Below are 19,499 nucleotides of genomic sequence, written 5' to 3' on the forward strand. Positions count from 1 at the left end.
CGGCTGACTTGTCATCCGGTCGACCCGGTCTCCAGGACGGTCTATCAGCCCGGCGAGCTGCCCCCGTGCGACCCGTGGTACCCGTCGGTGGGCGCCAGCGCTCGGCTATGGCCAGTCGGGCCGCCCACCGGTGCTGGTCATCGTCTCCGGGTATTCGCGGGTCATCACCGGCCGGATGCTGCCCTCGCGGCAGACGGCGATCTGATCGACGGCCACTGGCGCCTGGGGGCTTGGCATGTGTGCAGTTGCCATGTCTATGATCAAGAAATGTCGACGGGAGGCGCATGGTGGGGGATTTCGATCGGGAGTGGGCTCCGTCGCGCGCTGGCGCGGCCGATCAGCAGGTGGACATGCGGTTGAACGGTACGGGCGCTCCCGCAGGGCCGTTAGCGCCCGGGGGGTCGGGCAGCTTCGGGTCCACGCCGGCCGAGAAGACGGCGGCGGCGAGCACGATCGAAACCGAGCTGCAGCCGAACACCAAGACGGCTACAGAGCACGCGGACGAGGCGACCAACACTGCCGTGAAGGGCTTCGAGGGCTGGGACACCGCCCCGGGCCTGAAGAAGGTCGCGGACACGTGGGACAAGCAGGTCAAGGTCCTGATGGGCCGCCTCGGCTCCGAGAAGAGCGCCCTGCGGGGCGCCTCGGGTCTGTTCGTGCGCAATGACATCGGCCTGGGTGACCAGTTCCGGCCGATCGGCACCCAGTCGAAACTCAACGGGCTGTAGGGGGAAGCCATGCTGACGTACCACGAAGTGATGACCACGGACCTGGGCCTGCTGACGACGGCGGCAGGCAAGTGGGATTCGATGGCCGGTGAACTGAAGAAAGTCGAAAGCCGCTACGGCGACAGCGTCCAGAAGATAACCATGGGTCAGAGCTGGACCGGTATCAGTGTCGGGGTGGCTCATACGAGCTTCGCCGCCACCCGCTACGAGTACTCCGCCGCGCAGATCCAGGCCAAGGCCGTCGCCAGCCTGCTGCGCGACGCGCACAGCCAGTTCACTGACCTCAAGAAGCGGGTCGAGAGTGCGCGGGACGATGCGATAAAGGCCGGCATGACCGTCTCGGAGCAGGGGAACGTCGCCTACGACTACGCGAAGCTCACCGCGCAGGAACGCAGCGCGATCCACCATGACCCGGACGGTGAGACCACCATCCGCAATGCGGTTGCCAAGTGGCAACAGCACATCAACGACTGTGTGAAGGCTGTACCCGAGGCCGACCAGGGCGTGAAGATCGCCCTCGACGCGGTGGGCGTCGACAGCAACAAGGACGCCTTCGGCAAGGGCAACGACGAGACCCTCGATGGCTTCAACGCCGACGCGCAGGGCGACATCGAGGTCTACGAGGCCCGTAACGCCCAGGACATCGCCACCCGCATCAACAGCGGCGAGAAGGTCTCCACCGCCGACTACGCCGAGCTGGACCGTTCCTTCCGCGACAACGCCTCACGCCCGGAGTTCACCCAGACCTTCCTCAACGGAATGGGCGCGGAGAACACGCTGAAGCTCACGAACAAGCTCAACGACCACGCGTACGGCGACGACAAGGGCAACAGGCAGCGCTACCTGGACGTGGAGAAGGGGCTCGCCAACTCCCTGTCGAACGCGATGCAGGACCCCAAGTCCGACTTCTACAAGAACTTCCGCACGCAGCTCGACAAGGCCGGGCTCGCCTCGTACGACCTCAAGGGGGCCGGCAAGGACGTCAACACGGTGGCCCCGGGACACAGCCAGAAAGTCCGCGGCTACCAGAGCCTGGTCACCCTGATGCAGCAGGGCGACGGCTACTCGGCCCCGTTCCTGCACGACATGGCGGACGACATCCGCAAGGCCGAGGACAAGAAACAGGGCGGCAATCCGGATATCTGGGACCGGTACGGAAACTACGGTGGCACGGACAAGGCTTGGTTCGCCCACGACCCCCTCGACGGCCTCCTCGGCATCATGAGCCGCTACCCTGCCGCCTCCACCTCGTACCTCGATCCGGGTCCCGACGGGAAGAACGACAACCTCCACTACCTGCTCAAGGAGCGGGACTGGGAGATCACCAACACCGCGAGCTGGCGCGGCAACATCGAAATACACGGCCACGACACGGTCGACGCCAGCAACCGGACCGGCCTGGGCGCGGCCATCGAAGCGGGCGCCACCGGCTACCCGCCGCTGGGCGCCGGCCAGGACCCCTGGCCCGCCCTCAAGCACACCGACCCGCAGGCCCGGCTCATGCACAGCGTCATCGAGCAGCTCGGCCCCGCCCAGAGTGTGGACGCGAACCTGCGCGAACCGCTGGCCCGGGCGCTGGGCTCGTACGCGGCAGACACCCACGAGATCCTGGGCGGCCTGGACAGCCGCTACATCTCCGCGATGGGCACCGGCCACTTCCAGGAGGGCGGCACCACCCATATGTCGGCGTCCCAGAAGGACCTGGTCCAGTTCATGCGCGGGCTCTCGGACGATCCGGAGGCCTACGGCACGCTCCACAAGGCGGAGTCCCGGTACATCGACATCTCGCTGGAACATCTCCCCAAGGGAGCGCAGGGATCGGAGGTGACGAACGCCGTCAACGAGGCGGGTACGGCCCTCGGCACGTTCAGTTCCATCAGGGAGGACGTGATCAACGACGGCCGGATGGCGGGCTACAGCGCAGCGGACTGGAAGGCTAAGGTCGCCTACCACGTCATCGGCGGCGCGGTGACCCCGCTGTACTTCACCACACCCGTCGGTGCTGCCGGCGCCACCATGTCCGTCGCCTTCGGTGACTCGCTCCAGCGCGGCGTCGACACGTGGGCCTGGGAATGGGACAACAGGATGAAGGCTGCGGTCGATGCCAAGGCCAATCCCGCGATTGCCGACGAGTACCTCGACGTCAACAACCAGATGCCCATCCTGATTCGCGAGTGGGCGAAGGAACGGCCCGACATTCCCGAAGCCGACGTCCGGAAGCTCACTCGCGACGTGCTCGAAGGACATCTCCGTGGGAACGCGACGGCGCAGAAGTACCTGACGGACACGGCCAACTGAGCCGGGTTGCAAAGAGGAGTGGAGCCATCCATGACGGGAAAGACAGCCCGCCGTACCGTGCCGGTCAAGATGTGGTCGTTGCTTGCGGTATGCCTGGCGTTGCTGGGCGGGCTCGTGGCGTGGCTTGGCTTCGGACGCGACACGGCGGCTCCCTGCAACGGCCTGGCGGGGGATGAGCACGTACGAACGTCCGTTGGAGCTGGTGTCCAGGCCGGGATGAACTGCGCGGCACTGGGCCGGGCCATTGTGAAGGCCACGGCCGCGAGCGAGCCGGGCAAGCACTCGCAGGCGCAGGCCCGGGCCGTGAAGGACGTGCTCTACTCCCCCGGACTCGGCTACACGGAGAATCTCCGGATCGATCCCGCCCTCCGCGTGCCGCTGGCCACCGTGCTCGCGGACTTCGCGGGCGACACTCATGAGATGCTCGCCGGACTCGACTCCCAGTACGTCTTCAAGATAGGCCCGGCCGACGACCCGTGGGAGTCCTCCGGCACCTATCACCTGGCAGTCGGCCACCTCGTCTTCCGCAACGTCGTGCGCGCCGTCTCCCAGGATCCGCAGGCGTACGCGATCCTGCGCCTGGCGGAGACCCGGTACGAGGCCAAGCAGCTCGCCGCCGTCCCGGGCGATGCGACGGGGACCCCCCTCTCGCTCCCGCCGACGGAAAACGCCCGTGCACTCGGCATCCTGGACGGCCTGACCGACAGGTACGCCCGTGACCGGGCGTGGCGGACCGCCGTCCGCGACCGTTTGCTGCGCGAGCCGGCCGCCCAGGGCGGCTACCAGGAGGACCCTGCCGCCTACCTCACGGCGACATGGCTCCAAGGCCTCAGGAACATGCCGGAAGCGGAACTGGCCAACCGCCTCCGCGCCCAAGGAGTCGACATCGCCCGCACATGGACCCAGGCGCGGAACACTGACGAGTCCACTCGGCAGGCTCTGGTCGCCGAAGTGGATCTGAGCGCGCTGAGTGGCTACCGCGAGGCCAAGTCGTAACCCAACTGCCCGGCGCAGCAGGCCCGGACAGTACTCTTCACGGCATTCCTCGACACGGTGGTCAAAGACCGAGGGTGTACGGTCACTCGCCGAGGTGGAGCGAATCGGGCTCAGCGCCTACCGCGAGATCAAGCCGTGATGTGCCATGCGTCAACCTATCGTGCTCCCTGCGGGCACGGCGTTCGGATGCAGGACCCGCCGGATCACCCCTCGAACCGGACGCGCACGAACCTCGCTGTCTCGTGGCGACCGGCCGTCTCGCGTACCTCGACCAGGACAGGCTCGATCAGTAGGGTCACGAGGCCGTGGTCGGGATGTTCGGTCCGCTCTCCCAGGCGGCCGCGTACCGATTCGCCGACCTGCCGCGCCTGCATTCCCGTCAGACGCGGCGACGTCTTCACGGTTCGGCCGTCGGGAAGCTCCACGAGAAGAGCATGCGGTCGCTGTTCCGGACCGAATACGCCGAGGAGTATGCCGTCTCGGGTATCGGAGTGCCTGATCTTCCTCCAGGCCCATGTTTCCCCCGGCTGATAGGTCGAACTGAGCGACTTCGCCACGATACCTTCAACGCCCACAGCCCTCATCTCGCGAAACCAGAGGCGCGCGGTCTCCTCGTCCAGCGTGGCCAGCACACGCTGAAGGGGTGGCTCGGCGTCACCCAGAGCCCGACCGAGAAGCTCCCACCGCGTACTCAGGGGCAGGCCCCTGACATCAGTCCCTGGGATGGCGAGGATGTCGAAGGCGATGTAGTAGACCGGAATTCCTGACCGCTCGCGATCGGCGCGGGACCGAAGCAGATCAGTGAAGTCCAGTCGCCCGTCTCGGTAGGCGCAGAGCTCGCCGTCCAGCACGATTCCGGGCGGTAGATTCTCTTGCAGGTGCGCGGAAACCTGCGGGAACTCTCTGGTGAGGTCCCTCCCGGATCGCGACTGCAAGAACGCTCTTCCGCCCTCCAGAATGAAGGCGAGCGCGCGGAATCCATCCAGCTTGAGGGAGTACTGAAGACCTCCAGGCATGCTGTCCTGCTCAGGGACCTCATCGGCCGGCCGCGGACGCATGACATCGAGGGGCGGGTGAAGGACCACCGTCGGCGAGCTCTCTTCCATTCCGCCAGGGTCTGTCCGCCCGGTCTTTGGGGCGGAGTGGGGCTCGCTGGTCCGGCCGGTCTGTCACCGGAACAGCCTCACCCCGCCCGACTCGAAGGTCATTCACGGATGGCGTGGAGCGCGGTCCAGTGGGATAACGGCGGCTGATCGCTTGGCCAGTTGTTCGCGGAATGCCGCGTTCTCGGCCAGCAGGGCCGCGATAACGGTGGCAGCGGCATCGACCTGGTCCTGGAGCTTCCGGCATTCCTGTCGGCACATCGCTGAGTCGAGCAGGATCGGTGTACCGGCGGGTATGCGACGTCGCTCGAAAAGATCCGTGAGCTGGACGTGACTCAGGCCGGCGACCTCACCGACCTTCCAGACCTTCCGCTTGTTGGTGAAGAACAGCTGCACAGACCCCTCCGAGGGACGCCGCCATCGTTCCGAAGAACCGGACAGTCACCCCAACGGACGATCACGTCAACGGCTACGGGAAGGCTCGGAGAGTCACCCGGATGAGACATTTCAAAGTGTCTGGAGAACCGTCGAACTTCGGCTCGTACGCCAGGCCGGCCGCGCGCGGCAGGGTGCGGACGGTGGCGGCGAGGGCGACGTGGATCATGGCCCAGCCTTCCCCGGCAGCCGGTGGGCCCGGTCGGGGTCGGTCAGCGGGCCGAAGAGGTCCCCGTCGCGCTCGAGCCGGGGCGGGATGTCGTCTGCGAGGAACACCAGGTCGGAGGGGGTATGGCAGGCCGCGACCTCCTCCCAGGACACGGGGGCGGAGACCGTCGGCCGGGCCCGCGCCCGCAGGGTGTAGGGGGCGGCGGTGGTTTTGGCGGCGGCGTTCTGGCTGTGGTCGACGAAGACCTTGCCGGGGCGCAGGGCCTTGGCCATGCGGTGCAGGACGAGGTCGGGGAGCGCGCGCTCGGCCTCCTGGGCGAGGCTCTTGGCGTACGCCGACACGCGGTCGGACGGGGTCGGCTCCAGGGGGACGGCCAGGTGCAGGCCCTTGGAGCCGGAGGTCTTGGCGTACGCGGACAGGCCGTCGGCGGCGAGGCGCTCGCGCAGCCACAGCGCGACGGCGCAGCACTCGACGACGGTGGCGGGCGCGCCGGGATCGAGGTCGATGATCAGCCGGTCGGCGAGGGCCGGACTGCCCGCCGGCCACTGGGGGGTGTGGAACTCGACGACGAGGTTGGCGGCCCACATGAGGGAGGGCAGGTCCGCGATGACCACCTGTTCGGCGGAGAGGTCCTCGGAGCGGGGCACCGGGGTGGTTTTCACCCAGGCGGGCGTGCCGGGCGGCGGGTTCTTCGTGAAGAAGAGCTGGCCGTCCGGGCCGTCGGGATAGCGCAGGAACGACACCGGCCGGTTGTGGATGTGGGCCAGCAGCGAACCCGCGATGGTGGCGTAGTAGTGCAGCACCTCGCCCTTGGTGAAGCCGGTCTCGGGGTACAGGACCTTGTGGAGATTGCTGAGCGGGACGCGACGCCCCTCCACCATGGTGATCGGCGTCATACGATGAGATTGCCATGAAACGGGAGGAACCGTGCGATCCATCTGGAACGGGGCAATCTCCTTCGGCTTGGTCAGCATCCCGATCAAGCTGGTGAACGCCACCGAGAGCCACTCGATCTCCTTTCGCCAGATCCACCTGAGCGACGGCGGCAGGATCCGCTACCGCAAGGTGTGCGAGCTGGACGGGGAGGAGGTGGCGACCGCCGAGATCGGCAAGGGGTACGAGGAGGCGGACGGGTCGCTCATCCCGATCACGGACGAGGACCTGGCGCAGCTGCCGATCGCGACGGCGAAGACGATCGAGATCGTGTCGTTCGTCCCGGCGGACGAGATCGATCCGCTGCAGATGGACGCGGCGTACTACCTCGCGGCGAACGGGCCGACGGCGGCGAAGCCGTACACGCTGCTGCGCGAGGCGCTGAAGCGGAGCCGGCGGGTCGCGGTCGCCAAGTACGCACTGCGGGGGCGGGAGCGGCTGGGCATGCTGCGGGTCGTCGACGATGTGATCGCGATGCACGGGCTGCTCTGGCCGGACGAGATCCGGGTGCCGGAGGGGGTGGCTCCGGAGGGGAAGGTGTCGGTGCGGGACGCCGAGCTGGACCTGGCGGACGCGCTGATGGCGACGTTGGGGGAGGTGGAGATGTCCTCCCTGACGGACGAGTACCGCGAGGCCGTGGAGGCGATGATCTCGGCGAAGTCGGAGGGCGCGTTCGAGCCTCCGGCGGAGGCCGAGGTGGAGCCGGCCGGCGGGAAGGTGATCGACCTGATGGCGGCGCTGGAGAAGAGCGTGCGGGCGGCGAAGGCGTCTCGGGGCGAGGTCGGGGCGGGGGCGGCCGGGGCCGCCGAGGATGCGGAGGTTACGCCGATCCGGCGGAAGCCGGCGGCCGCTGCCGCGCCGAAGACGGTGGGCGGGAAGAAGTCGACCGCCTCGACGGCGTCGGCGAAGAAGACGGCGTCGGGCACGAAGAAGGCGGCGTCGCGCAAGTCGGCTGCGACGAAGTCCACTTCGAAGACGGCTGCGGCGAAGAAGGCGACCGCGGGCGGGACTTCGACGAAGAAGTCGACCGCGGCGGGGGCGTCGGCGAAGAAGGCGGCTCCGCGGAAGCGGACGTCGGCCTGACCGGTGGGCCGGGAGGAGACGGCCTACGCGCCGTTCGTGCGGGGTCGCAGGCCCGTGGGTGCGGTGCGGCGGCGGGTTCGGGAGGGGCCGTAGAGGTGTGGGGGCAGCCAGGTTCGGGTGGTGCGGGCCTGGGTGAAGAGGGCTTCGATGTCCGGGGGTTTGAGGGTGGTCGGGGCTGCGGCGAGGTGCGCCGGGGTCGTCGCCGGTTCGAGGATGCGGATGTCGCGGACCGTCGGGGCCACCTCGATGCGGGAGGCGTCGACCAGCGCCAGCGCCGGGAGCACCGGGGCCGCCAGGGCCCGGGTTGCCGCGGCGGCGGCACGGCGGATCCAGCGCGGGTCCGGGCGCGGCTCGGCGCGGCCCACCGTCAGCAGCAGGTCGCCGACGGCCGCCCGCTGCTTGCGCCCCGGGAGCGTACGGATGCAGAAGATCCCCGCCGGGCCCATGAGCAGGTGGTCGATGCGGCCCAGGCCCGGGAGCGGCACGGAGTGCAGGACCCGCCAGTCCTCCGGCTCGAGGGAGTCCAGCAGGTCGCCCATGCGCTGCTGGGCCGTCAGGTCCTGGCGGAGCCGGTGCCGGGCCCGGCTGCCCGCCGAGCCGTGTTCCAGTTCGCCCAGCAGGGCTTCGCCGGGGCGGTTCGGGGCCAGGTCCTCGTCCGGCGGGAGGGCGAGTCTGCGCAGGTCCGCAGGCGTGGGCACCGGCGGGGGGCCGACCGTGTACGGGCCGGCCAGGTACGGGCGCAACGCCGCCAGGACCGCCTCGCGGTGCTGGTCGGCGAGCACGCTGATCCGGTTGGTCTGCCGGTCGTACCAGGCCACCGCCTGGCCGTCGGGCAGGTTGACGTAGAGCCGGCCGCGGCCGGGGCGGCCGCTCGGCAGCACCTTGAGTCCCCGCATGGACCTCACCCCCCGCCGTACATGGGAGCAGCCCGGGCGCCTCGCGGCAATCCCCCGGTGGAGTTCTCGGTCACGTAACAGCTTCTACGGGACTCCGCCGGGTTCCTGTTACATGCTCATCGCTGTACTGACACAGCAGGCTCCTAGGTTTGCCGTAACTGGACCGGACCTAAGGATTCCCCGTGAGCACCGTCAACCGCCGCACTCTCGTACGAGCCGCCGCAGTGACCGTCTGCGCCGGAACCCTCCTTGGGCTGCCCGCCGCGGCCGCCCTCGCCGAAGGGGTGCCCGCCGCTTCGGCCGCGCACTCCGCGGGTGCGCCCCGGACCCTCCTCAAGACCCTCGGCCTCGCGGACGGCGTGTCCAAGGCGAACGTCTACCGCATCGCCGAGGGCGGCTTCCAGGCCGACATCCTGGCCGCCGACGGCGCCAAGGCGGCCACCTTGACCAGCAGTGACGGCTCCGCCGGATTCGGCGGATCCGGCCCGCTGCACGTGGCGCTCCGGCCCGACGGCCGGCTGTCCTCCTGGGTCGGCGCCGCGGGCGGGACCGGCGCCGGCAGCGGTACGCCCGTCGCCGACGGGCACAAGACCGGGACCCGGGACGGGCGGGTCGTCCAGGCCTCGGCTCCGCACGCCCGGTCGGTCGCCTCCGGGACCCTGGACACGCTGGCCGACGGGCCGGGTGACGGGGTGCTGCTGCTCGCCGCGGGCGGCGGTATCGCGGCCGTGGGCGCCGCCGGGCTCGGGTTCGCCATGCTGCGCCGCGGGCGCACCGAGGGCTGATCCGCCGAGACCCTCTCGAGAACCTGTCGAAAAAACGGGCAAACCTCCGCATAAGGTTGAGTGACGTCACGAGGCGTCGCGTGGACCCGTGGAAGAGGAGGCCCGGTCGGCTTGCGTGCGTTTCCCTTCCCGGCCGCCGCCTCCCGTGCCCGCGCCGCCCTGCCCGCCCTGCCCGCCCTGATCGGCCTCGCGCTGGCGCCCCTGCTCGCGGGCTGCGGCGACACCGGCGGCCCGGTGGGCGCCGGTGCGACCCCGACCGCGAGCGGGCCCGTACACCTGTGGCCGGACCGCAAGGGGGCCTCCGTACCGCCCGCCGATCCGGAAGGTGCACCGCCGGTGTACGTGCAGGGACTGGCACCCGTGCGGGACCAGAACGTGCACGAGGTCGACCCGGTGGCCCTCGTCCAGGCGGAACTGCGGGCCGGCCCGAACACCGACGCCGGCGCGGACGGGATGCCCCCGCAGACCGTCGCCGCGATCGAGGCATGCGGGCAGGAGGGGCAGCCGCCGGGGAAGTGCCCGGTGCTGACGCCGTACTACCGGGACCTGACGGACAACGGCCGGGACGAGCTCGTCGTCGGCATCGAACTGCCGGACCGGATGATGTCCGTACGGGTGTACACGGCGGACCCCGACGGACGCCTCAACCGGATCATGGCGACGACGCAGACCGTGGTCGGTGTCGAGCTGGCGGGAGAGGACGTGATCCTGCGGGTGCCGAGCGGCAATCCGGGCTACGAGCTGATCACCGTGTGGTCCTGGGACGGAAAGCAGCGCACGATGCTGCCGACGCGCGAGCAGATCGTCCGGCTGCCGACGACCGCCCCCGCCGCCTCGCCGTCGGCGCCGCAGCCGCTGAAGCCCTCCCCGGAGGGGACGCCGTGAGGGGGCGGCTGCCCGCCTGGACGGCCACGCTGACGTGGAAGGCGGGGTGCTTCATCGTCGTGATGTGCTGCTCCCTCGCGGCCGCGCTGGGTGCGCTGGTGCACGTGGAGGTGACCCGCCAGACGGTCGCGACGGCGCGCGGGAAGGCCCTCGAGAAACTGGCCGACGTCGCACGGGAGTACGAGGCCGGCGAGGCCCTCCCGCCCGACTCGGGGCTCGACCCGGCGGGCCTGCCGCCGGCGCTGCGGGCGCTGGCGGTGTCCGGGCAGCGCGCGACGATGGTGGCCGAGTACGAGGGCCGCCCGACGATGTGGGCGGCGGCCCCGGCGGACGGGAAGGCCCTGGCCACGGCCGTCGACTACGCGCAGAGCGCGCGGACGATCCAGGGCCTGGACAACGCGATCATCTGGTCGTCCGTGCTGGCGATCGGCGGGACGCTGCTGGTGGGGGCCTTCGCGGTGACCCGGGTGACGCGGCGGTTGCACCAGACGGCGACCGTGGCCCGGCGGATCACGCAGGGCGATCTGGACGCGCGCGTGGACGATCCGCGGACCAAGGACCCCTCGCGGCACCAGGACGAGGTGGCGATCGTGGCGGGCGCTCTCGACACGATGGCCGGGACCCTGCAGGCGAAGCTGCTGAGCGAGCAGCGGTTCACGGCGGACGTCGCGCACGAGCTGCGCACGCCGCTGACCGGGTTGCAGGCGGCGTCGGAGCTGCTGCCGGAGGGGCGGGCGACAGAGCTGGTGCAGGAGCGGGTACGGACGATGCGGGGTCTGACGGAGGACCTGCTGGAGATCTCGCGGCTGGATTCGGGGCGTGAGGTGGTGGAGACGGATCTGCACCAGTTGGGCCGGCTGGCGCGGCGGGTGGTGCGGGCGTCCGGGACGGATACGGAGGTGGTGATCGTCCGGGACGCGCACGTGGAGACCGACCGGCGCAGGCTCGAGCGGGTGCTGGGGAACCTGGTGGCCAATGCGCACAAGCACGGGCGGCCGCCGGTGGCACTGACGGTGGACGGGCCGGTGGTGACCGTACGGGACCACGGGGACGGGTTCCCGGAGTACCTGATGGCGCACGGCCCGCAGCGGTTCCGGACCGGGGGCGTGGGGGCGGGCAAGGGGCACGGGCTGGGGCTGACCATCGCAGTGGGGCAGGCGGAGGTCATCGGCGCGCGGCTGGTGTTCCGGGGCGCGGAGGGCGGCGGGGCACTGGCCGTCCTGACCCTCCCGGAGCCTCCGGACCCGGAGCCGCCCGCACCTGCGGGTCCGGAGCCGCCCGCGCCTGCGGACCCGGAGCGGCCCGCACCTGCGGGTCCGGAGGCCTAGGGGCTGTTTTGTCGATCAGGCCGGCGGCGGGGTCTGCTTGCTCCAGGGCCAGCGGACCTTGGGCTTCTGGCCCGACGGGGCGTACGTGTACTTCCAGCCCTTCTGGAGGTGCAGCCGCTTCGAATAGCCGGCCGGGACCCGCTCGTACAGCAGGACCGTCTCGGGGCCGCCGTCGGCCGACGGGACCGGGATCTCGTACCACTTCGGCGGGTGGCCGGTCGGGCCGACGAGGATCGCAAGGACCCGGCCGTCCATCGGGCCGCCCTCGAAGGGGGTGGGTTCGCTTCTCACCCCACCAGTGTCACAGCAGGTGGGCGGCCTCGGAGACCACGGGGATCACGCGTCGGGCCAGGACCCCGACCGGGCCGTCCGCCGATTCGAGGGCCAGCGCGGCCCGCGCCGCTGCGGCGGTCTCCGGGTCGGTGGCGGCCGTCGCCGTCAGCAGGGCTATGAACTGGTCGACCAGCCAGTCGCGCAGGGACGAGACCTCCGGCTGCTTGCCCTCGTCGATCCAGATGAGGGAGGCCGCCTCGACCGCCGTGATCCAGGTGCGGACCATCATCCGCAGCCGCGGACCGGGGGCCGGGACGGCCAGGTGGTAGAGGATCTGCTGCGCCGCGGCCCGGCGGATGCCGTCCACCGTCGCCGTCGTACGGGAGGTCTCGACGACGCTGCCGCCCTGGAGGAGCGCCGAGAAGCCCGCGTCGTGCTCGTCCACGAAGGCCAGGTAGCGGTCCAGCGCCCGGGAGAGGCGCTGGGTCAGGGGGCCGGCCTGCGGTTCGGCGAAGCACTGCTCGAGGAGGTCCGCCGCCGAGCGCAGGGCCGCCTCGTACAGCTGCTGCTTGCCGCCCGGGAAGTAGCGGTAGACCAGGGGCCGCGAGACGCCCGCCGCCTCGGCGACGTCGTCGAGCGAGACCTCTTCCGGGGCCCGGTGCGCGAACAGCGACAAGGCGGCGTCGAGCAGCTGGGCCCGCCGCTCCTCGACGCTCAGCCTGCGGTACGCGCGTACGGTCGTCATGCCCGCAGGGTAGCCCCGAAACAGGCGGCTCAGGCGAGGAGTCCCGAGCTCTTCCAGAGCCTGCGGCCGACGCCGCGCAGCACGCCGATGTCGTCGAGGAAGTCCGTGAGCCGCTTGGCGCCCGTCTGCATGACCTCGCGGCGGTGGCCGCTCGCCCGGACCTGGGCGACGGCTTCGCGCCGGTCGAGGCCGATGTTCTCGTAGACCTGGGGGTTGACGAAGGCCAGGGAGAAGACGCGGGCGGCCTCGCCGCAGCTGATGCGCGTGAGTTCCTGTTCCCAGCGCGGGGCGGTCAGCATCTGGCGGCGCAGTTCCTCGCGGGCGTAGCGGACGTGCCGGGCCTCCTCGATGACGTGGATGCGGGTGACGCCGCGTACGAGGGGCTGGATGCGCTCGTCGGGGAAGGTGAGGCGCTGCATCCAGTCGAGGATCTCCTCGCCGAGCAGGGTGCAGGCGAAGGAACCCGGGGTCGTGGAGACGGTCTTGAGGATCCGGGCGAGGTTGTGGTTGAGGCGGGAGACCGGGTAGGCGGGGGCGCCGGCCTTCTGGATCATGCGGGCGAACATCATCGAGTGGCGGCACTCGTCGGCTATCTCGGTGAGCGCGTAGCGGACGTGGTTGCTGGTCAGGGACTTGTCGTAGATGTGCCGGACCATCAGCTGCATCAGGATGATCTCGAACCAGATGCCGAGCGAGCCGAGCGCCGCGGCCTCGTGGCGGGAGAGGTCGATGCGCTGCTCCTCGCCCATCTTCTTCCACAGCGGGGTGTCGTAGAGGGAGAGCAGCTCGGGCGGCCAGTAGTACTTCCCGTCGATGGGCGGGGCGTCCCAGTCGAGTTCCTTGTCGGGGTCGAAGGAGTGCTTGGCCGAGGATTCGAGCAGTCGCGCGGCGATCTCTTCGCGGTCCTTGAGGAGGCCGAGCGCGTCCTGCAGCGCGCCTCGATCGGTCACGGTCGTCATGGCTTCGGATACCTCGCTCATCGGGTTACCGGCGGTCATCACTTATGAGACTGCTTGTCAGCAAGACCGTCAATCCCCTGCGCACGACTTGTTGACCCCGCGTCTACCAACGTGTGACGCTGCCAACCATCCAGTCCTGTACGGAAGTACACGAGCCGAGGGGGCGTCAGTGTCGACGCACGAGCTCTACACCAAGGACCCGGGCGCGGACGTCTGGCAGGTTCCGGCCTCCGGCGCGGCCCGCTTCAGCTGGGAATATGCGGACGGCCGCGAGCGGCTCCTCGCCCTGTACCAGAAGGGCAAGGACAAGCAGTGGGACGGCGCCAAGCGCATCGACTGGGAGCTGGAGGTGGACCCGTACAACCCGCTCGGCACCCCGGACGAGGCGCTGACCCTGTACGGCACCCGGCACTGGTCCCGGCTCACCGAGAAGGACAAGGGCGAGCTGCGCCGGCACTACACCGCCTGGAACTTCAGCCAGTTCCTGCACGGCGAGCAGGGCGCGATGGTGTGCGCGGCGCGGATCGTGGAGTCGGTGCCTGACCTGGACGCGAAGTTCTACTCCGCGACCCAGACGATGGACGAGGCCCGGCACGCCGAGGTCTTCGGCCGCTTCCTGCACGAGAAGGTCGGGATGCTCTACCCGATCAACGACAACCTCCAGGCACTGCTCGGCGACACCCTGCGCGATTCGCGCTGGGACATGCCGTACCTGGGCATGCAGGTGCTCATCGAGGGGCTGGCGCTGGCGGCCTTCGGGATGATCCGCGACACGACCGACAAGCCGCTGCCGAAGCAGATCCTGGCGTACGTGATGCAGGACGAGGCCCGGCACGTGGCGTTCGGGCGGATGGCCCTGCGCGACTACTACAAGCAGTTGACGGACGCCGAGCTGCGTGAGCGCGAGGAGTTCGTGATCGAGGGCTGCTACCTGATGCGAGACCGGCTGCGCGGGGTGGAGGTGCTGGAGAACTTCGGCATCGCGCGCAAGGAGGCCGAGCAGTTCAGCGAGCAGTCGGAGTTCCTGCACCTGTTCCGGAAGCTGCTGTTCAGCCGGATCGTGCCGTGCGTGAAGGACATCGGGCTGTGGGGCGAGCGGCTGCAGAAGGCGTACCTGGACATGGGCGTCTTCGAGATGGGCGACTCCAACCTGGACCTGCTGATGACGCAGGACGAGGAGATCGCCGAGGCCCTCGACCGCGAACGGTTCGCGGCCGAGGAGGCGGAGCGCGTGGCGGAGGTGGAGGCGGCCATCGCGGAGGGCGCCGAGGAGCCGGACGGCCCGGCGGGCACTCCGTAGGACCCGGCGCGAGCACTCCGTAGGACCCGGCGCTACGCCGACGGCTCCGGCGGGAACGACGTGCGCAGGGTGAACGCGTACGGGGTCGGGCCGTGCTCACGCAGGTGGAGCAGCCGCTCCTCGGCGTCCGCGACCGTGGGCCGCTCCCCCGCCGGAACCCACCACATGACCGCCATGGCCTCCGCGACCTGCTCGAAGAACTCCCGGCGGCGCGCCATCAGCTCGCGGTGGCGCCCCTGGTACATGAAGCCGGTCAGGGCGTCGGCGTCCCGCCACACCGACATGTTCACCAGGATCCACTCGTCGCCGAACGCCCGCTCGTCCGTCGCGTTCCCCTCCTCGCCCTGGAGGCGCCAGACGAATCCGTCGGCCGTGTCGGCGACGGCGTTGACGGGGTCGAGCCCGTCGACGAAGTCCTTCAATTCCGCTGATTCGAGCGGGTATTTGAGCCGGGCTATGTTCACCTGGGCCAGTTCGTGGGTCGTGTTGGTCATGCCCGAACGGCTATCAGCCGCGCCGAGTCCCCCGCAGGGCATTTCACAGGGTGGACGGGGGCGGCGGCCCGTACAGTGCCGCCTCCATTACCGCGCGGGCGATCGGCGCCGCCGCACCGTTGCCGCTGATGTCCCCGCGGCGCGCCTCCGCGTCCTCGACCACCACGGCGACGGCGATCCCCGGCAGCGGCGCGTCCTCGGCCTTCGCCCAGCCGATGAACCAGGCGTACGGGGTTCCCGCGTTGCCGACGCCGTGCTGGGCGGTGCCGGTCTTGCCGCCGACCACCGCGCCCGGGATCGCGGCGCCCGGCCCGGTGCCGTTCTCCACCACCTGCACCATCAGCTCCTGCAGGCGCAGTGCCGTCGCCGGGTTCATCGCCCGGCCCAGGCTGCGCTGCTGCCCGCGCCGGACCTGGCTCCCGTCGTCCTGGGTGGTCCGGTCCACGAGGTAGGGGGACTTGAGCTCGCCGCCGTTCGCGACCGCCGCCGCGACCATCGCCATCTGCAGCGGCGTCGCCGTCGTGTTGAACTGCCCGATGGAGGACAGTGCCAGCTGGTCCGGGCTCATGTCGGTGTCGAAGTTCGACCGCGACACCCAGGCCGGCACCCGCAGCCTGTCGTCGTCGAAGCCGAACCGGCGGGCCGCGTCCACCATCCCGCGCAGTCCGACCTGGACCCCGATCTTCGCCATCACCGTGTTGCAGGACCACTGCACCGCTTCCGCCATCGAGGCGTCGCGGCAGCCGGTGCCCGCGTTCGGCAGCAGGGTGCTGGTGCCCGGCAGCGGGTAGGGGTCGGGGGTCTGCGTGGGCGCGTCCACATCGGTGACCACGCCCGCGTCCAGGGCCGCGGCCGCCGTCACGATCTTGAAGGTGGAGCCCGGCGGGTACGTCTCGCGCAGCGCCCGGTTCAGCATCGGCCTGGCGGGGTCCGCGTTCAGCCGCTCCCAGGCCGCCTTGACTCGCGCGCCCGTGCCGGAGAGCGCCGCCGGGTCGTACGAGGGGCTGCTGACCAGCGCGAGGATCTTCCCGGTGGCGGGGTCGAGCGCGGCCACCGCGCCGCGCCGGCCCGCCAGTCCGGTGTACGCGGCCCGCTGCAGGCCGGCCCGGACGGTGGTCGCCGCGTTCCCGCCGGCCGGGCGGCCGCGGGCGAGGTCGTACCAGAGCGGGAAGGCCGAGAGCCCGGGGTCGGTGCCCGAGAGGATCGCGTCCTCGGCGCGCTCGAGGAGGCTGGTCCCGTACGTCTGCGAGGAGAACCCGGTGACCGGCGCGTACAGCGGCCCGTTCGCGTACGTCCGCTCGTAGCGCAGCAGCTGGCCGCTGTCCCGGGAGCCGGTGACGGGCCGGCCGTCGACCAGGATGTCCCCGCGGGGCTGGGCGTAGCGCTCGATGGCGGGGCGCTTGTTGGCCGGGTTCGCCCCGTACGCGGCGGCCTCCCAGACCTGCACCCGGGCCACGTTGACGATCAGGGCGACGAGCAGCAGGGCGCAGAAGTACGCGCACCAGCGGATGTACCGGATCACGCTGCGTCCCCCGCCCGGGCCTCGGCGGCCCCTTCGGCGGGGCGGGGGCGGCGGGCGCTGTCGCCGAGCCGGACGAGCAGCGCGACGATGATCCAGTTGGTGACGACGGAGGAGCCGCCCTGGGCGAGGAAGGGCATGGCCATGCCGGTGAGCGGGATCAGCCCGGTGACTCCCCCGGCGATGACGAAGACCTGGAGCGCGACGATCGAGGCGAGCCCGGTGGCGAGGAGGCGCCCGAAGGGGTCGCGCAGGGCGAGCCCGGCACGGAATCCGCGGTCCACGAGGAGCCCGTAGAGGAGCAGGATCGCGGTGAGGCCGGCGAGGCCGAGCTCCTCGCCGGCGGTGGCGAGGATGAAGTCGGACTTGGCGGCGAAGCCGATGAGGAAGGACTGGCCGTGGCCGAGCCCGGAGCCGAGCAGTCCGCCGGCCCCGAAGGCGAAGAGGGACTGGGCGAGCTGGCCGGGGCCCTCGCCGCGCTCGATGGAGGCGAAAGGATTCAGCCAGTCCTCGACCCGGCTGTGCACGTGTGGCTCCAACGTGCCGACGGCGTACGCGCCCAGGGCGGCCAGCAGCAGCCCGATCGCGATCCAGCCGATCCGGCCGGTGGCGGTGAACAGCATGACGACGAAGAGGCCGAAGAAGAGCAGCGATGTCCCGAGATCGCGTTCGAGGACGAGCACGCCGACGCTGAGCAGCCAGATCGCGAGGATCGGGCCGAGGACCCGGCCGGGCAGGAGGCGCAGCTTCCAGAAGAGCCGGCGGCCGGTGAGGGCGAGCGCGGTGCGGTTCGCGGCGAGGTAGGCGGCGAAGAAGACGGCGAGCAGGATCTTGGCGAACTCGCCGGGCTGGAAGGAGAGTCCGGCGAACCGGATCCAGATGTGGGCGCCGTTGACGGCCGGGAAGAACACGGGGACGAGCATCAGCGCGAGGGCGGCGGCCACGGAGAGGTAGGCGTACTTCTGGAGCACGCGGTGGTCGCGCAGCAGGACGACGACGAGGACGAAGAGGGCCACGCCCAGGGCGGACCAGCGCAGTTGGTCCCCGGCGGTGAGGTGGGCGGGCGTGGTGACGTCGAGGCGCTGGATGAGGACGAGGCCGAGGCCGTTGAGCAGGACGGCGATGGGGAGGACGAGCGGGTCGGCGTACGGGGCCCGGAAGCGGACGGCGAGGTGCGCGATCAGGGCGGCGCCGGCCAGGCCGGTGGCGTAGTGGCCGGCGGGCCGGGGGATGTGGCCGGTGGTGGCGAGGCCGACGTAGTGGTGGCCGAGGACGGAGATGAGGACGGCCCCGGCGAGGAGCGTCAGCTCGACGCCCCTGCGTTTGGATGCGGAGCCGTCGGGGGGTGGGGGCGGGGCGGGCTCCGCCACCTCTGCCGTCAGAGCGGTCATACGGGAAACGTAGCAAGCGGACGGATGGTATGTCCGCTTATGTCATAGAGTGCCGAAGAGTCGTCAGAAGAGTCGTCAGAAACGGTCACGAGGGCACGAACGGGAGCCGCGGCACATGGGACCAGTGGAATTCATCGTCCTCGCCTTTCCGGAGGAGCAGCTGCGCGTGCCGGCGGTCGAGGCCGTGATGGGGCTGCGCAAGGCGGGGGTGGTCCGGCTCATCGACGGGCTCGTGGTCTCGAAGACGGCGGCGGGTGAGGTGATGGCGGCGGAGTTCGACGAGTTCATGGAGCTCCAGGGGCTGCTGAGGCACCGTGAGGCCGCGCAGCTGATCGGGGCGGAGGACATCGGGGAGGCGGCGGAGCTGCTGGAGCGGGGCAGCTGCGCGCTGCTGCTGGTGGTGGAGCACGTGTGGGCCGAGGACGCGGCGATCGCCGTACGGGCGGCGGGCGGGCGGATCGTGGGCTCGGTCCGGATCCCGCCGGAGCGGACGGGGGCGGCCTGATGTTCATCCGCCCGGTCGGGGTGAGAGTGGAACCGGCCCGCCGCCCCTCGGGCCACCCCTTGCTCCGCGGCCTCCTCTCCCGAGCAGCGGGCCCCCCGACCCCCTCGCCCTGGCAGGACCGCACCCCGGAGCCGTACGCCGAACCGGCGGAGCCGGGGGCGGAGCCGGGGGCGGAGCCGGGCGCCGAACCGGCGGAGCCGGGCGCCGCGGCCATCTCCGAGCGGGGGTTCGTGGCCGGCGCGCCACAGGGGGCCGGGCCGGGGACCAGGCCGGGCGCCGGGGCCGGCGGCCCGACCACCGGGCCGGGGGCCCCACCCGGCGGGCTGGCCGCCGAGCTCGCGGAGCTGGCGAAGCTGGCCCGGGAGGGCCTCCTGACCCCGCAGGAGTTCAAGGAGGCCAAGGCCCGCCTCCTCCACCCCTGACCGGATGCAAGGCCGCTCCCCCGCCGGCCGCCCCCGGCTCGGCGCCCCGGCCGGTGCGGGCCCACTACGCGGAGCCGCTCCCCGCCCCACCCCTTCCCCCTCCCCAAGCTACCGCTGGGAGGTGCCCCCACCCGGGCTCCGCCCGCCCCCCTGCCGAGCCGTTGTCGGGGGCCCGCCCCCGAACCCTGCACCCCCAACGCCGCCAGGGCGGACGCATGCCGGGTGGGTGCACCGGGCCACCGGGCTCCGCCC

The 19,499-nt window shown here is 71.0% G+C and carries 20 protein-coding genes; 10 read left to right on the top strand and 10 right to left on the bottom strand.

The window, feature by feature from the left end:
* The first annotated feature begins 350 nt into the window (after positions 1-350).
* The 3 genes from OG299_RS13860 (at position 351) to OG299_RS13870 (ending at position 4,022) form a co-directional block, all read left to right on the top strand.
* The gene (locus OG299_RS13860; RefSeq protein WP_327361644.1) at positions 351-728 is read left to right on the top strand and encodes a hypothetical protein; all 378 of its coding nucleotides are present in this window, start codon (positions 351-353) and stop codon (positions 726-728) included.
* A 9-nt stretch (positions 729-737) separates the two neighbouring features.
* Positions 738-3,026, top strand: a complete 2,289-nt coding sequence (locus OG299_RS13865) for a hypothetical protein (protein ID WP_327361645.1) — start codon at positions 738-740, stop codon at positions 3,024-3,026.
* Between the two features lie 216 nt (positions 3,027-3,242).
* The gene (locus OG299_RS13870) at positions 3,243-4,022 is read left to right on the top strand and encodes a hypothetical protein (RefSeq protein ID WP_327361646.1); all 780 of its coding nucleotides are present in this window, start codon (positions 3,243-3,245) and stop codon (positions 4,020-4,022) included.
* A 203-nt stretch (positions 4,023-4,225) separates the two neighbouring features.
* Here the strand turns inward: OG299_RS13870 and OG299_RS13875 are convergent, their stop codons facing one another.
* From OG299_RS13875 to ligD, 3 genes are all read right to left on the bottom strand, one after another.
* Positions 4,226-5,128 (bottom strand): ATP-dependent DNA ligase, encoded by a 903-nt coding sequence (locus tag OG299_RS13875; protein ID WP_327361647.1) that lies wholly within the window; start codon positions 5,126-5,128, stop codon positions 4,226-4,228.
* A 102-nt stretch (positions 5,129-5,230) separates the two neighbouring features.
* Positions 5,231-5,521 carry a hypothetical protein gene (locus OG299_RS13880; RefSeq protein ID WP_327361648.1) on the bottom strand — a complete coding sequence of 97 codons (291 nt, stop codon included), beginning with the start codon at positions 5,519-5,521 and terminating at the stop codon, positions 5,231-5,233.
* Between the two features lie 204 nt (positions 5,522-5,725).
* Positions 5,726-6,625 (bottom strand): non-homologous end-joining DNA ligase, encoded by a 900-nt coding sequence (ligD, locus tag OG299_RS13885; protein WP_327361649.1) that lies wholly within the window; start codon positions 6,623-6,625, stop codon positions 5,726-5,728.
* 31 nt (positions 6,626-6,656) lie between these two features.
* On the opposite strand from ligD, the gene ku reads away from it, so the two are divergent.
* A complete protein-coding gene (gene ku, locus OG299_RS13890; protein WP_327361650.1) occupies positions 6,657-7,745 on the top strand; it encodes a non-homologous end joining protein Ku in 1,089 nt (362 codons plus the stop codon).
* 23 nt (positions 7,746-7,768) lie between these two features.
* Here the strand turns inward: ku and OG299_RS13895 are convergent, their stop codons facing one another.
* Complete coding sequence (locus tag OG299_RS13895; protein WP_327361651.1) at positions 7,769-8,641, bottom strand: nuclease-related domain-containing protein; 873 nt, start codon at positions 8,639-8,641, stop codon at positions 7,769-7,771.
* Between the two features lie 182 nt (positions 8,642-8,823).
* Between OG299_RS13895 and OG299_RS13900 the strand changes: the two genes are divergently transcribed.
* The 3 genes from OG299_RS13900 to OG299_RS13910 all read left to right on the top strand — a co-directional run bounded on the left by OG299_RS13900 (position 8,824) and on the right by OG299_RS13910 (position 11,639).
* A complete protein-coding gene (locus OG299_RS13900; RefSeq protein ID WP_266625475.1) occupies positions 8,824-9,426 on the top strand; it encodes a hypothetical protein in 603 nt (200 codons plus the stop codon).
* A 111-nt stretch (positions 9,427-9,537) separates the two neighbouring features.
* A complete protein-coding gene (locus OG299_RS13905) occupies positions 9,538-10,311 on the top strand; it encodes a hypothetical protein (RefSeq protein ID WP_266625477.1) in 774 nt (257 codons plus the stop codon).
* Positions 10,308-11,639 (top strand): histidine kinase dimerization/phospho-acceptor domain-containing protein, encoded by a 1,332-nt coding sequence (locus tag OG299_RS13910; protein WP_327361652.1) that lies wholly within the window; start codon positions 10,308-10,310, stop codon positions 11,637-11,639. The genes OG299_RS13905 and OG299_RS13910 overlap by 4 nt, the downstream gene beginning before the upstream one ends.
* Positions 11,640-11,654: 15 nt before the next feature.
* On the opposite strand, the gene OG299_RS13915 is transcribed toward OG299_RS13910, so the two are convergent.
* Genes OG299_RS13915 through OG299_RS13925 form a run of 3 tightly spaced genes read right to left on the bottom strand, consistent with a single transcriptional unit; the run spans position 11,655 to position 13,616 of the window.
* A complete protein-coding gene (locus tag OG299_RS13915) occupies positions 11,655-11,930 on the bottom strand; it encodes a DUF8847 domain-containing protein (protein WP_266625481.1) in 276 nt (91 codons plus the stop codon).
* A 10-nt stretch (positions 11,931-11,940) separates the two neighbouring features.
* Positions 11,941-12,657 carry a TetR/AcrR family transcriptional regulator gene (locus OG299_RS13920; protein WP_266625483.1) on the bottom strand — a complete coding sequence of 239 codons (717 nt, stop codon included), beginning with the start codon at positions 12,655-12,657 and terminating at the stop codon, positions 11,941-11,943.
* A gap of 29 nt (positions 12,658-12,686) precedes the next feature.
* Positions 12,687-13,616 carry an AurF N-oxygenase family protein gene (locus OG299_RS13925; RefSeq protein ID WP_266625485.1) on the bottom strand — a complete coding sequence of 310 codons (930 nt, stop codon included), beginning with the start codon at positions 13,614-13,616 and terminating at the stop codon, positions 12,687-12,689.
* Positions 13,617-13,785: 169 nt separating this feature from the next.
* On the opposite strand from OG299_RS13925, the gene OG299_RS13930 reads away from it, so the two are divergent.
* Positions 13,786-14,916 (top strand): ferritin-like domain-containing protein, encoded by a 1,131-nt coding sequence (locus OG299_RS13930; RefSeq protein WP_266625487.1) that lies wholly within the window; start codon positions 13,786-13,788, stop codon positions 14,914-14,916.
* A 32-nt stretch (positions 14,917-14,948) separates the two neighbouring features.
* Here OG299_RS13930 and OG299_RS13935 read toward each other — a convergent pair whose 3' ends face one another.
* From OG299_RS13935 to OG299_RS13945, 3 genes are read right to left on the bottom strand one after another with little or no spacing between them, the layout of a single operon-like run.
* Positions 14,949-15,410, bottom strand: a complete 462-nt coding sequence (locus OG299_RS13935) for a DUF3291 domain-containing protein (protein WP_327361653.1) — start codon at positions 15,408-15,410, stop codon at positions 14,949-14,951.
* Between the two features lie 43 nt (positions 15,411-15,453).
* Positions 15,454-16,932: a penicillin-binding transpeptidase domain-containing protein gene (locus OG299_RS13940; RefSeq protein WP_327361654.1), complete on the bottom strand. Its 1,479-nt coding sequence runs from the start codon at positions 16,930-16,932 to the stop codon at positions 15,454-15,456.
* The gene (locus OG299_RS13945) at positions 16,929-18,320 is read right to left on the bottom strand and encodes an FtsW/RodA/SpoVE family cell cycle protein (RefSeq protein WP_327361655.1); all 1,392 of its coding nucleotides are present in this window, start codon (positions 18,318-18,320) and stop codon (positions 16,929-16,931) included. The genes OG299_RS13940 and OG299_RS13945 overlap by 4 nt, the downstream gene beginning before the upstream one ends.
* Before the next feature lie 115 nt (positions 18,321-18,435).
* On the opposite strand from OG299_RS13945, the gene OG299_RS13950 reads away from it, so the two are divergent.
* Together OG299_RS13950 and OG299_RS13955 are read left to right on the top strand one after the other, a co-directional pair.
* Positions 18,436-18,825: a DUF6325 family protein gene (locus OG299_RS13950; protein WP_266625495.1), complete on the top strand. Its 390-nt coding sequence runs from the start codon at positions 18,436-18,438 to the stop codon at positions 18,823-18,825.
* Positions 18,825-19,247, top strand: a complete 423-nt coding sequence (locus OG299_RS13955; RefSeq protein WP_327361656.1) for an SHOCT domain-containing protein — start codon at positions 18,825-18,827, stop codon at positions 19,245-19,247. Before OG299_RS13950 ends, OG299_RS13955 begins: the two co-directional genes overlap by 1 nt.
* Positions 19,248-19,499 lie beyond the last annotated feature (252 nt).

This window comes from Streptomyces sp. NBC_01296, assembly GCF_035984415.1.
In the GTDB taxonomy this organism is placed as follows: Bacteria; Actinomycetota; Actinomycetes; order Streptomycetales; family Streptomycetaceae; genus Streptomyces.

Excerpts from the sequence above, each read along its gene's own strand:
- OG299_RS13920 (WP_266625483.1), bottom strand. The coding sequence starts at position 12,657 with ATGACGACCGTACGCGCGTACCGCAGGCTGAGCGTCGAGGAGCGGCGG.
- OG299_RS13945 (WP_327361655.1), bottom strand. The coding sequence starts at position 18,320 with ATGACCGCTCTGACGGCAGAGGTGGCGGAGCCCGCCCCGCCCCCACCC.
- OG299_RS13935 (WP_327361653.1), bottom strand. The coding sequence starts at position 15,410 with ATGACCAACACGACCCACGAACTGGCCCAGGTGAACATAGCCCGGCTC.
- OG299_RS13925 (WP_266625485.1), bottom strand. The coding sequence starts at position 13,616 with ATGACGACCGTGACCGATCGAGGCGCGCTGCAGGACGCGCTCGGCCTC.
- OG299_RS13870 (WP_327361646.1), top strand. The coding sequence starts at position 3,243 with ATGAACTGCGCGGCACTGGGCCGGGCCATTGTGAAGGCCACGGCCGCG.
- OG299_RS13860 (WP_327361644.1), top strand. The coding sequence starts at position 351 with ATGCGGTTGAACGGTACGGGCGCTCCCGCAGGGCCGTTAGCGCCCGGG.
- OG299_RS13955 (WP_327361656.1), top strand. The coding sequence starts at position 18,825 with ATGTTCATCCGCCCGGTCGGGGTGAGAGTGGAACCGGCCCGCCGCCCC.
- OG299_RS13950 (WP_266625495.1), top strand. The coding sequence starts at position 18,436 with ATGGGACCAGTGGAATTCATCGTCCTCGCCTTTCCGGAGGAGCAGCTG.
- OG299_RS13895 (WP_327361651.1), bottom strand. The coding sequence starts at position 8,641 with ATGCGGGGACTCAAGGTGCTGCCGAGCGGCCGCCCCGGCCGCGGCCGG.
- ligD (WP_327361649.1), bottom strand. The coding sequence starts at position 6,625 with ATGACGCCGATCACCATGGTGGAGGGGCGTCGCGTCCCGCTCAGCAAT.
- OG299_RS13875 (WP_327361647.1), bottom strand. The coding sequence starts at position 5,128 with ATGGAAGAGAGCTCGCCGACGGTGGTCCTTCACCCGCCCCTCGATGTC.
- OG299_RS13865 (WP_327361645.1), top strand. The coding sequence starts at position 738 with ATGCTGACGTACCACGAAGTGATGACCACGGACCTGGGCCTGCTGACG.